Origin of the sequence: Fusobacterium sp. (genome assembly GCF_032477075.1) — a bacterium.
In the GTDB taxonomy this organism is placed as follows: domain Bacteria; phylum Fusobacteriota; class Fusobacteriia; order Fusobacteriales; family Fusobacteriaceae; genus Fusobacterium_A.
This window is the reverse complement of sequence record NZ_JAWDXO010000051.1, coordinates 1-11,492: the sequence shown is the minus strand read 5'-3', so window position 1 is coordinate 11,492 and position 11,492 is coordinate 1. Positions and strand designations below refer to the sequence as shown.

12 protein-coding genes are annotated in these 11,492 nt (G+C 25.8%); 4 read left to right on the top strand and 8 right to left on the bottom strand.

What is annotated here, in order from left to right; genetic code table 11:
• Positions 1–145: 145 nt before the first annotated feature.
• The 8 genes from E6771_RS14800 to E6771_RS14770 form a co-directional block, all read right to left on the bottom strand.
• Positions 146–757 (bottom strand): hypothetical protein, encoded by a 612-nt coding sequence (locus E6771_RS14800; protein WP_316092112.1) that lies wholly within the window; start codon positions 755–757, stop codon positions 146–148.
• Positions 754–1,407, bottom strand: a complete 654-nt coding sequence (locus E6771_RS14795; RefSeq protein WP_316092111.1) for an epoxyqueuosine reductase QueH — start codon at positions 1,405–1,407, stop codon at positions 754–756. Before E6771_RS14795 ends, E6771_RS14800 begins: the two co-directional genes overlap by 4 nt.
• Positions 1,408–1,488: 81 nt before the next feature.
• Entirely contained in the window at positions 1,489–1,917 is a 429-nt protein-coding gene (locus E6771_RS14790) for an N-acetyltransferase (RefSeq protein WP_316092110.1), read from the bottom strand.
• Positions 1,910–2,077, bottom strand: coding sequence for a hypothetical protein (locus E6771_RS14785; protein ID WP_316092109.1), 168 nt, complete (start codon positions 2,075–2,077; stop codon positions 1,910–1,912). The genes E6771_RS14790 and E6771_RS14785 overlap by 8 nt, the downstream gene beginning before the upstream one ends.
• Positions 2,078–2,159: 82 nt before the next feature.
• Positions 2,160–2,492 (bottom strand): arsenate reductase family protein, encoded by a 333-nt coding sequence (locus E6771_RS16060; RefSeq protein WP_410054681.1) that lies wholly within the window; start codon positions 2,490–2,492, stop codon positions 2,160–2,162.
• 24 nt (positions 2,493–2,516) lie between these two features.
• Positions 2,517–5,315: an AAA family ATPase gene (locus tag E6771_RS14780; protein WP_316092108.1), complete on the bottom strand. Its 2,799-nt coding sequence runs from the start codon at positions 5,313–5,315 to the stop codon at positions 2,517–2,519.
• Positions 5,302–6,483, bottom strand: a complete 1,182-nt coding sequence (locus E6771_RS14775; protein ID WP_316092107.1) for an exonuclease SbcCD subunit D — start codon at positions 6,481–6,483, stop codon at positions 5,302–5,304. The genes E6771_RS14780 and E6771_RS14775 overlap by 14 nt, the downstream gene beginning before the upstream one ends.
• 2 nt (positions 6,484–6,485) lie before the next feature.
• Positions 6,486–9,323 carry an ATP-dependent DNA helicase gene (locus E6771_RS14770; RefSeq protein WP_316092106.1) on the bottom strand — a complete coding sequence of 946 codons (2,838 nt, stop codon included), beginning with the start codon at positions 9,321–9,323 and terminating at the stop codon, positions 6,486–6,488.
• Between the two features lie 156 nt (positions 9,324–9,479).
• Here E6771_RS14770 and E6771_RS14765 point away from each other — a divergent pair, with 156 nt between their 5' ends.
• From E6771_RS14765 to E6771_RS14750, 4 genes are all read left to right on the top strand, one after another.
• Positions 9,480–9,671: a hypothetical protein gene (locus E6771_RS14765; protein ID WP_316092105.1), complete on the top strand. Its 192-nt coding sequence runs from the start codon at positions 9,480–9,482 to the stop codon at positions 9,669–9,671.
• Between the two features lie 224 nt (positions 9,672–9,895).
• On the top strand, positions 9,896–10,579 hold the full coding sequence (locus E6771_RS14760; protein ID WP_316092104.1) for a YoaK family protein: 684 nt from the start codon (positions 9,896–9,898) through the stop codon (positions 10,577–10,579).
• An 11-nt stretch (positions 10,580–10,590) separates the two neighbouring features.
• Positions 10,591–10,785 (top strand): hypothetical protein, encoded by a 195-nt coding sequence (locus tag E6771_RS14755; RefSeq protein ID WP_316092103.1) that lies wholly within the window; start codon positions 10,591–10,593, stop codon positions 10,783–10,785.
• Between the two features lie 10 nt (positions 10,786–10,795).
• Complete coding sequence (locus E6771_RS14750) at positions 10,796–11,299, top strand: GAF domain-containing protein (protein ID WP_316092102.1); 504 nt, start codon at positions 10,796–10,798, stop codon at positions 11,297–11,299.
• Positions 11,300–11,492: the final 193 nt, after the last annotated feature.

Here is an 11,492-nt window from a genome sequence, read left to right as displayed (position 1 = left end):
AATCTTATTCGATTAAATATATCTAATATGAAGCTAAAATAATTAATATTTTTTATTTTTTCAACAAATTTATCAAATTATAATTTCCTAAGAAATAAATAAAAGACTTTAAAAAAATTTTTTTAAAGTCTTTCTTATTTAATTTCTAATCTATTAAGTGCACTCCATAAAGGATTCCTAGTGAACCTTTCTTTATTTTTATATTTATACTTTTTTTACCTAGATATTTGTCATAAAAATCCTTTTCTATAAGGAATTTTATTTCTTCTCCATTTACATCTGCAATTAAATAATAAAAATTAATATAATATTTGCTTCCAGGCTTTTTAAAGTATTTTTTCTGGTCTATAATCATTCTAATAATCTTATATTCCTTTTGTTCGCCTTTGCTTCCTATTCTGTTAAGAAAAAACTTTATTCTCATATAAATATATTTAGCAATAAAATTTCCCAGCCATAATCCAATACAAAGTGATATTGTTCCTTTTAGTGCAATTACTTCTTTAGTTGATACAACTTCTCCCTGTAGATAGTATTGACAATAAAATATAAATGCTGAAAGTAAAAGTCCAATTACAATTGGAGAAAATCTCCCTATTCTATCCTCAAACATAATCACTTTCCATGTAGAAAAATATATCATTATTGGAATTATCATCAAGCCAAAATAATAATGATGATTAAGTCCTAACAATAAAAATAGTAATAAAAAGCAAATTGAAATATTTTTTACCGTTTTTTCTGAAAAGTTTTTCATCTTTCCCCTCCATTTTTTTCTCTCTTTTCTTTTTCAATTTTTTCTCTTTCTAATTTCGAAAATATACAACCACAGTAGTCCTGTCTGTATAATTCATATTCTTTTGAAACTTCAATAGATCTTAAATATCTACTTTTCTTCTTAAAATCTCCATTAAGAAACTTTATTTCATATTTTTTTTCAAGTTTCTCTCCTATCTCATTTATCCACTGTGCATTTTTCATTGGACTTATACTCAATACTGTTGTGAAGTATTCATATCCATCTTCTTTAGCTTTTTTCGCAGTTTCTTCAAGACGAATTCTATAACATTGATGGCATCTTTTTCCACCTTCTTTTTCATTTTCTAGACCTTTTATATTTTGAAAGAAGTCAATTTTAGGATTATATCTTCCTTCAATTACATTTATTTGATATCCTTTTTTTTTATGATATTCTTTTTGCTCTTCCAATCTCTTCAAGTATTCCTCTTGAAAAGTTATATTAGGATTAAAAAAATATATTGTTATTTCAAAATAATCCTGTAAAAACTCTAATATTGCTGAGCTACATGGTGCACAGCATGAATGAAGAAGAAGTCTAGGTTTAATCTTATTTTTTTCTATTTCCTTTAACTGCTTTTCCATTACTAAATCATAGTTAATTTTCATTATTTTAACCTCCAATATTGATTATATCATAGGTTTAATTTTTATCAAAATAAGTTGCCTAACATAAAAATGGAAGAGAGTTTATCTCCTCCACTCCATCAAATGTTCCTTTTCATTTGTTTTTCCATCAATTTCAGTATTTAATATTTTGAATCCTGATTTCAAGTAAAAATTCATTGCTCTTATATTTCTATCATATACTGCAAGCTGTAATTTATCATGCTTTTCTTTTAAAAAATTCAGTATTCTGATTCCAACTCCTCTTCTCTGACTTCCTACTTTTACAAACAGCCCACCTATAAATATATTTTCTATCAAACTTACAAATCCTTTTATTTCTCCATCTTCTTCATATACATAAGTGGTTGAATTTGGTAAATAATTATTTTTTACATTGTCATAGTTTTCCAGCCAATAACTGTCTGGAATAAAATTTTGAGCTTCCATTGTTGAATTCTTCCATAAATCCATAACTATATTAATATCTTCATTTTTTAGATTTCTAATCATTTTTCTTTCTTTTTAAATTTTTTAATTCTTCCATTTGGGCAGCTAATGTCTTATATTTTTTAAGCAGAGCATTCCTTTCTGGCTCATAATCACATTCATGTAATTCTTCTTTCAGTTCATCAATCATTTTCTCCAGTTTTTCAATTTCTACCATACTCATTTCCATCATCTCCCATAAGATTAATTATCCTGATATCTTATATACTTTTTGAAAGTCAAAAAATCAAAGGTTTTTTCTTATATTATTTTAATTTTTCTGTCCAGTTTTTCCATATTTCTGGTTGATATCCTAAGGTTATTTCATTTTTAAATCTTCCAATAGGGCTTTTAAATAAAACTGGGTTTTCTAGCAAAGTTTCTTCTAAATTAAATACTATATATTGAAGATTTCTTTTTTTATATTCTGTTCCTTCTATGTCAATAAGCTCTTCAAGAGGATACTTACTGCATATACTTTTTAATTCTCCTTTAGAAGGAGCTTTTTCTTTTAAATCAATAAATTGAATTTTTACTCCTCTTTCTTTAAAAAATCTTTCAGCTTTCTTTGAATCATTACAATTCTTTTTTCCAAAAATCTGTATTATTATTTTAATCTCCTCCTATAGTTCTATGACTTTCTGTGCCATTTCTCTAAAAGTATCATCATGAGTTACTATTATACTTTGTTCCAGATTTTTTAATATTTCTCCAATTGAATCAGCCAAACTCCTTCTTCTTTCTGTATCAAGATTATTAGTAGGTTCATCAAATATTGAAAATTTACTTTCTGTGAATAGTTCACTCATTGCTCCTCTTATGGATATTGCCACTGCAACCTGCTCTCCTCCTGAAAGCTGCTCAAATTTCAATTCTCCTCTGTCACCATCTAAAAAGACAACATATTTATTCTTTTCTTTATTAGACCAGATTATTTTTTCTCCTCTTCCAGTTATTTTTCTAAAATTCTCAGTTGCAAGTATTTCTATCTCTTTAAGCATATTTTTTGAAACTTCCTTACCCATAGATTTTATTTTTTCTCTAAATATCTTAGTAAGCTCTAATTTCATATTTAATTTTTCCAAATACTTTCTTTTATGTTTCAATAAATCTTCATATTTTTTTATTTCTTCTAATTTCTTTTTTAAAGTTTCTACTTCACTATTTACTGCCCCTAATTTTTCTCTTATCTCTTCAATATCAGATACAATTTTATTATCTTTTTCCTGAAACTTTTCTAAATCCATACTTTCTATATCTCTTCTTTTTAACTCTAATAAAGCACTTTTTTCTTTATATTTCATTTCATTATTTTCAATAATCAATTTTATATTTTCAAGATTTTTTTCTAATTGATTTTTTTCCATAGCTTTTTTGTAATTTTCAAGATAAAGGTTACTGCTCTTTTCTAAATTATCTGTCTTTTTTTCTAGTTTATCAATATTTTCATTAACAGTTATCAATTCATTAGAAAAAATTTTATTTTCATTAAGAAAATTTCTTTTTTCTTCTAAAGTTTTTATATTTTCTCTGATTTCTATTTTTTTTGCTTCTATATTTTTTAATTCTATATTTATATTTTTGTTAAGGTTTTCTATTTCTTTTTCAAGATCACCTTTTATATCTTCAGACTTTAATAAATCTAAGCTCTCAATTTTTGTTTTAAGTGTTATCTTTATTTCAGATAGTTTTTCTTTGCTTTCAATACTATTTTCTAATTTAAAATTTTTTAGTTTCAATTTTTCATTCTCTACTTTTGATTTCCCAGTTTCCAACTTCAATTTTTCCTGAATAAATTCTACTTCTTTTTCATTAATTTCTTTTGATAAAGTATCTAATTTTATTATTTTTTCTATTATCCCATTTTTATTTATAAATTTATTCTCTATTTTTTTTACAGTATTTTTTTTATCTTCTATCTCTTTTATATACTTCTCTCTTTTATCCTTAAAATATTCATCTATATTTTTTCCATCAAGATTTTTACACTGTTCTTTTAAATATGGACAATATGAAGTTTTTAACATTTCAAAAGCTTCTTCATTTTCTTTCAACAGTAAATCTTTTTTTAATATCTCATCCTCTAATAGCTTTTTCTTTTTTTCATGCTCCTCTAATTCAGAAAGCTGGCTTTCAAGATTTTCACTCATTAAATATTTTCTTTTTTCTTTCTCTTTATTTATATCCTCCAGTTTTTCCTCTAATTTTATCTCAAAGTTTTTTATATTATTTTCTCCAGATTCAAGCTTTTTTTCAAATTCCTCGAGTTTTACTAAAAGAGGTGTTATTTTATTTAATTCAGACTTATATTCAAAAGACTTTGCCTTTTTATCCTCTATTTCTTTTTCTATTTCTAATAATTTATTATTTCTTTCCAAAAGCAGTGATTCATTATTTTCTTTTTTATTTTCAAAAACTTTTATTTCTCCATCAATTTCTGAATTTAATTTTTCTAATGAATTTATTTCTTTTTCATGTAAAAGACATTCTTCTTTTATTTTTTCCAACTCTTTTTTCCTAATTTTTAATATATTTATTTCTTGAGAATATTTCTGGTATTCTTCATATTTATCTCTATTTTCTTTTACTATTTTTTCTGAAGTTTCACTTTCTTTTATAGAATCACTTACTTTGATTAATTCTTCATTCTTATTTCTTATATTTTCAGATAAAGCATTTATCTCACCAGTAAGTTTTTCTATCTCTAGATTTAAAGAATTATATGAATTCAAAAATTCTTTTACTTTACTTTTCTCATCATTTAGTAAAGTTAAACTCAAATTATATTCTTTTGCTTTTCCTCTTTCAAATTCTAATTTTTCTTTTATATCAGCAGGATCTTCCATTATTTCAGCTATATTTTCCATACTGTTTTTTTCTATTTCAATATCTTTTTCGTATCTATTTACTGCATCTCTTGAATATCCTTCATATATTTTTTTATATATATCAGTATTAAATACTTTATTAAATATCTTTTCTCTTTCATTATCCTTTTCCTTAAAAGAAGATATAAATTCATTTTGCTTAGCAACAATTACATTATCATATATTCCTTTCAAGTCACCTTTAATACCACAAAGTTCTCTTATTCTATCTTCTTTTCCTATTAGTTGAAGCTCTGGATTATCTTTTTTGTATATACTTGTTGAGCCTGGTATTTTTCTGGTAACTATATAATCTTCACCATCTATTCCAGTAAATTCTATCTCTATTTTTGCACTTTTTTTTCCATATTTTATTGCTTCTCTTTGATTTCCTCCTCTCAATTCAGAATCAAAGAGAGCATATCCTATAGCTTCAAGAATAGATGATTTTCCTTTCCCATTTTCTCCAAGAAGAAGGTTTATTCCACTATCAAATTCTACATCTAATTTATCATGAATACGATAATTTTCCAGATGTATTCTATTTATTTTCATTCCCTATCTCCTCCTCAAGCATAGTATCAAAAAGTTCAAAAAAATCTTTTTCTCTATCACTTTCCTCTTGATATTCTTTAAATTTTTGAAGATAAGATGTTATTTTTTCAGCATCAGAAAATTCTTCCCAATAGTTTATAATTTCTCTTTCTACATCTCTCACAGAGTAATATCCCTCTTCTCCTAAATTTCTATCAAAAATAGAGTTAAGATATCTCAATTTTATGTAACCTTTTAAAGCTCCATTACTTTCTAATATTTTTTCAAGTTCATTTACATTTACATATCCACTATCTTTTAATTTTATATTTACAATAACCAGTTCTTCTCCAGTTAATCCCAAATTTTTTGAAAATTCTTCAAATTCACCTATAATATCATTCTCATAAGTAAATTCCTTCTCTATTCTTGGTCTTGGAGAAAGTTCAGAAAATTCATATTCTAAAGTATCTGTATCAAAAATTATAACTCCCTTAGAGTTATTTTTTTCATTTAAAACATTCCAGAATTCAGTTGAACCTGGTATGAAAAAATATGGATTATCTTTTGGATAGATTATAAATGAATGAAGATGTCCTCCTGCCATATATATAACCTTATCTTTAAATCTTTTTATTATATCTGTATTCACCAGTCCAGGAAGAAATTCTGATCCACCCAATGCTGTATGTACCATTACAATATTTTTTTCATTTTCATTTAAATATTCACTCAGTTTTTCTAAAACTTCATCAACAGCAAACCCTGGATATCCTACTCCATAAAAATTAACATCTCCTATTGTTATTTTTTCAAATTCATATCCTTCATTTGAAGCTCTATATTTTCCTCGTCTTACATAACCTTTTCTTTCCAAATACCCAAGCCAAGAGTTGATTTCATCATATCCTGATATGTTATCGTGATTTCCTTCAATAAGAAGAACCTGGATATTATTATTTTTTAGTTTTAAAAATACCTTTTCACATCTGTCTAAAGTATCTGGTGAAAGCTCTTTTTTATCAAATAAATCTCCAGTTATTAAAAAAATATCTACTTCTTTTTCTATTCCTCTGTCTGCTGCCTGCTCAAAAGCATTAAAAAAATCCAAATATCTTTTTTGAGAAAACTCTTTTGTTCCAAAAGGTTTTTTTCCTAAATGTATATCTGAACAATGAAGTATTTTCATTTTTACTCTCCTCTACAATAATCTTTAAATTCACATTCTCTACATTTTTCTTCTGAATACTCTCTTCTATTGAATTCCTTATTCAATATTTTCTTTACAGTATTATTAAAGTTAGAAATTGTTTGTTCTATTTTATTTTTTTCTAATTTTATCTCCACCATAGGTTCTTCTTTATTTCCTGTATAATACAAATAAGCTCTTAAATTTTCTGGATTATATTTTTCTCTCAGCATATACGAATATATTTCTAATTGTCTTTCATAAGAAGCATATCTGCTGTCTTCATATCCAGAAAATTTTCCTGTTTTAAAATCTAGCAGCTCTATACAATCTCCTTGTTTTCTCAAAAGGTCAATTGTACCTTCCAAAATATAGTTATTCTCTACACTGTATTCTTTTTCTTCAGAACTTATTATATTATTCCAATTATTTTTTACACTATCCACATATCCTTTAATCTGTTCAAAAGCTCTTTCTCTTATATTTTCTCCAAGAAATACTCTGACATTCTTTTTTAGTATATTATAGTTTTTTTCAACAAGTTCTTTTAATTCTTCATCAGAATAAATTTTTTCAGCATCATTTTTTACTTCTTTATGAATACTCTCAATTGTTTTATGTACAAGTATTCCAAAAGATGTTTTATTGTTTTTTAAAGGCTTAAATTCAAATTCTTTGTAAAATCTATATCTCAAAGGACAATCTTCATATATCAATATATGTCCTGTGTAGGATAAAAATTCTTTAGTTTCTGACTCTTTTAATTTAGATATCTGTAATTTTTCAAAATGAAAATTTTCATCATTCCAATAAGGTATTGTTTCATAAACAGGTTTAAAAATCTTTGATGGAAGTTCTTTTCCACCAGCTCTGTTTTCTATACTTGTCAATACAAGAAGATTTTGTGCTCTGGAAAAAGCTGTATAGAAAACTCTCCAGAAATCAAAAATATTTTTCCTATCTCCTGGTTCAAAATCATTTCCCAGAGTTATAACATCTTCCAGTCTGTCTTCTTCTGTCAATTCTCTATTATCTGGTTCAGACTCCAATGATCCAACTATAACCACTGGAAACTCCAGTCCTTTTGCTTGATGAATTGTCATAAACGATACTGCCCCTAGAAGAGTTTCTTTATTTTCATATTCATCTATTCCTTTTTCAAAAAGAAGCCTGATATGTGTTACAAAAAGATATCTTATTACTTTTTCAATATTTTCCTTTGTTATATACTCTATTCTGCTTAAATTTTCAAACTTATCAAAGATTTGTGAAAGAATTCCCAGATTATATATTTCTCTTCCCTCTTTAGCACCATTTTTATTCAAATCTATAAGCTCTTTAAATGTTTTAAATGCAAAAAGAGAATAAAAAATTCTGCTTATATTTTCTCTTTTCTCCTCTCCCAAATCTAGATTTTTTTCCCTGTTCTTTAATATCCACTCATATAATTCCTTATCTTTTGCCAGATATTTTTTTATTGTAGTAATACAATCATTGTAATATGCAGCTGTTTTTCTTATATAGACATCATCTAAAACTAATGGCTTACTTTGTGGAAACAGAACAAGTAATGCTCCCAATACAAGTTTCACTTCTTTTCTATAAAAAAAATTCTTAGAACGAGGTGAATAAGTAGGAATACCTCTTTCTTCCAGATAATCTATCAATTCTTTTACTCTTGAGAATCTTACTGATTTAAATAAGAATGCTACTTGATTGTAATCTTCTATTTTTCCCATTGTCTTTAAATTTTTTATAAACTTATATGTATTTTCTTTCCATTGACTTTCAGAACTTCCTCCTATTCTTATAACTCCTGGATTATCTACAAATTCTTTATCTGCTGGTGGCTGTATATCTTTTTGATATCTAAAATTTTTCCAGTTTATAAGGTTTATCCATCTATTGCAGAAAGTTATTATATCCTTGTGAGAACGGTAATTTATATCAAGAGTCACTATTTTGCATTCATTTTCCTCAAATTTATTTGGAAATTCCAGTATATTTTTTACTGAAGCCCCTCTGAATCTATATATTCCCTGATCATCATCTCCAACAACACAAATATTTTTTCTGTTCCCTCCCAATTCAAAAATTATTTTTTCTTGAATTGAATTTGTATCCTGATATTCGTCAATCATTATATATTGAATTTTTTCTCTTATCTCCTCTAATACTGCATCATTATTTAAAAGCATTTTATATATTTCTCTTTGTATAGAAGCAAAATCTATTACATTATTTTCTATTAATAATTTTTGATATAATTCATGAGCTTTCTTTAAGAATCCTATTTTTTTATCCTGTTCTTCTTTTATATAATCCAGACTTCTTCCTTCTTCATTTATTCTATTTACCCATTTTTGAATTTTTCCTGCTTTTCCCCAGTTATTAGCAGCTGGAATTTCTTTAAAAAACTCATTATATCCTTCTATTTCTTTAAATTCCTTTATTTTGGAAAAAATAAAAAAATGCTGCTCAAGTTCATCTAACACTTGATACCCCTCACTAAAATCTGAATATTCTATATACTCATCTATTAAACGAAGACATATAGAGTGCAAGGTTCCCATGTATATATCATTTATATTTATTTTTGAATCGCAATCTTTTATTCTTTCAGATATCCTTCCAATTAATTCTTTTGAAGCTCTGTCTGTAAAGGTTGACACCATTATTTTTTCTGGAGAGATTTTTTTCTCTATAAGCATATGGACTACTCTTTCCACTAATGTTCTTGTCTTTCCAGAACCAGGCCCTGCAATTACTAAAAGCGGTCCCTCTGTATAAGTTACTGCCTCTCTCTGTTCTTTATTTAAATTTATCTCTTTATTTTCCATATACTCACTCAACTCCATCTTTTCTCTACCTCTATCTAATACATAAATTATATCATATATTCTTCAAGTAAAAAATTTATTTTACTAAAAGTATTGACCTAACCTAAAAAAAGAACTACAATATATTCATTGGAGAGAAACAGGAAATGGTCTTAAATGAAAGAGCATAAATATATAAATTTTTCCCAAGAGTATGATGTCCACTATATCATCAATAAATATCCTAAGAAAGAACATGAAACAGTTAAAGAATATCTTGAAACATTAAAAACTCAAAAAAATTTTACTCATGAAGATGTTTTTAATTTGATAGAAAAAAATTTAAAGTTTAAAAAAATAGCTAAATAATCTATCTTTGATTGATTTTTGATATTTTAATAGCTTTTAAATAATATCTCCAGTTACAAAAGAGCAGTCTAAATACTTGGACTACTCTTTTTTACAACCAGCATACTTTTTATAATTTAGATTAAATCAAAATATTTTGTTTAATATAAATTAACTATTGTCAATTCTGATAAAAAGTTGTAATATTAAATTATTAGAATGAACTTATATTGGAGTTGATTTAAATGAAAGTATTAAACAAAATGCTGCTCAATTGGATCTATATGCTTTGCTTCTTAGGTGGATACATCAATGCTATCTGTATTGTAAAATATTCCTATACAGTTTCTCATTTTACTGGAAATATTTCTAAAGCTGCCATCAATGTTTCTCTGGGAAATTATAATGAGGTTTTTAAAGTTCTTACCATTATAATAGCTTTTGTCATTGGAACTACTATTTCAGGTTCTCTTGTAGATGAGAGAGAATTTAATCTTAAAAGACGGTATGGCTATGCTTCAATAACTTTAGGAAGTGGTTTGTTAATTCTATATTCATTTCTATATGATACTCTTCCTTTTTTTTACTATCTCCCATTTATGATTGGAGTAGAAAATGGATTATTTATTTCATACAAAGGAGTAGTAGTGAGAACATCTCATATTACAGGAAGTCTTACTGATATGGGAGTATATATAGGACATTGTATAAAAGGAAAAACTGAAGATAAATGGAAAGTATTTTTCTGTTTATTTACCATTTTATCTTTTATGGCAGGAGGCTTTTTTGGAATAGAAACTTTTTATGTATTTAAAAAGAAAGCTTTTCTTATTGCAGCTTTTTTATATATAGGTGTAGGACTGACTTATTTTTCAATTAGGCAGAGATATCGAAAAATATTAGGATATTCAGATTTAAAATTATATTGAAAGGAATTAATATGGAAAAATATTTAATAACAATGAAGGAAAAAGAAAGTTATATAGAAAAATTTCCAGTTTTAAACTGTAATGAATCTATTGGAATAGATTATGATAGATATGTTTCTATTAAATGTAAAAAACTTTCTGGAACTTGTACTTACAGAATAAGTCTAAATGAAGAATATAAAAATTGCAGACTTTTAACTAAATAATGGAGGTATTATGGCTTTTAATGCAGAACTTTACAAAAATTTAAGTTTTAAAGAAAAATATTCAGCTTTCTTAAGTGAAATTGAAGGATATCTTTCTAAAGAAAGTGATCCAATTGCTAACCTTGCTAATGCTTCAGCTTTTATCTCAGCTTTTTTTGATGAAATAAACTGGTGTGGCTTTTATCTTCTAAAAAAGAATGAATTAGTTTTAGGTCCATTTTGTGGAATGCCTGCCACTACTAGAATTCAAATAGGAAGTGGTGTATGTGGTACTGCTGTAGAAAGAAAAGAAAAAATAGTGGTAGAAAATGTATGTGAATTTCCAGGTCATATCACTTGTGATGTAAGATCTAAATCTGAAGTTGTTATTCCTCTTATTAAAGATGAAAAAATATATGGTGTATTAGATATTGATAGTGCAGTTTATTCAAGATTTTCTCCAGAAGAAGTGGCTATTTTAGAAAAAGTCACAGCAATTATTAATAAATATACTGATTATGAAAAAATAATTTAATTAAAAAACTGTTGTAAATTTAAAATAATTTAATTAATATATATCAAAGTAAGAATTAGTAGAAATCTATAAAATGATTTCTATTTTTTTATAGAATAAAAAAAGCTGAGTAACATTTAAAAAAAATGTTTCACTCAGCTCTCTTTTTTGTATAATATAGTTACCACCCTAATTATACAAAGGAGACATACAT

Coding starts and splice junctions, on each gene's coding strand:
- E6771_RS14755 (WP_316092103.1), top strand. CDS start 10,591: ATGGAAAAATATTTAATAACAATGAAGGAAAAAGAAAGTTATATAGAA.
- E6771_RS14790 (WP_316092110.1), bottom strand. CDS start 1,917: ATGATTAGAAATCTAAAAAATGAAGATATTAATATAGTTATGGATTTA.
- E6771_RS14765 (WP_316092105.1), top strand. CDS start 9,480: ATGAAAGAGCATAAATATATAAATTTTTCCCAAGAGTATGATGTCCAC.
- E6771_RS14750 (WP_316092102.1), top strand. CDS start 10,796: ATGGCTTTTAATGCAGAACTTTACAAAAATTTAAGTTTTAAAGAAAAA.
- E6771_RS14785 (WP_316092109.1), bottom strand. CDS start 2,077: ATGAGTATGGTAGAAATTGAAAAACTGGAGAAAATGATTGATGAACTG.
- E6771_RS14780 (WP_316092108.1), bottom strand. CDS start 5,315: ATGAAAATAAATAGAATACATCTGGAAAATTATCGTATTCATGATAAA.
- E6771_RS14760 (WP_316092104.1), top strand. CDS start 9,896: ATGAAAGTATTAAACAAAATGCTGCTCAATTGGATCTATATGCTTTGC.
- E6771_RS14770 (WP_316092106.1), bottom strand. CDS start 9,323: ATGGAAAATAAAGAGATAAATTTAAATAAAGAACAGAGAGAGGCAGTA.
- E6771_RS14800 (WP_316092112.1), bottom strand. CDS start 757: ATGAAAAACTTTTCAGAAAAAACGGTAAAAAATATTTCAATTTGCTTT.
- E6771_RS14775 (WP_316092107.1), bottom strand. CDS start 6,483: ATGAAAATACTTCATTGTTCAGATATACATTTAGGAAAAAAACCTTTT.
- E6771_RS14795 (WP_316092111.1), bottom strand. CDS start 1,407: ATGAAAATTAACTATGATTTAGTAATGGAAAAGCAGTTAAAGGAAATA.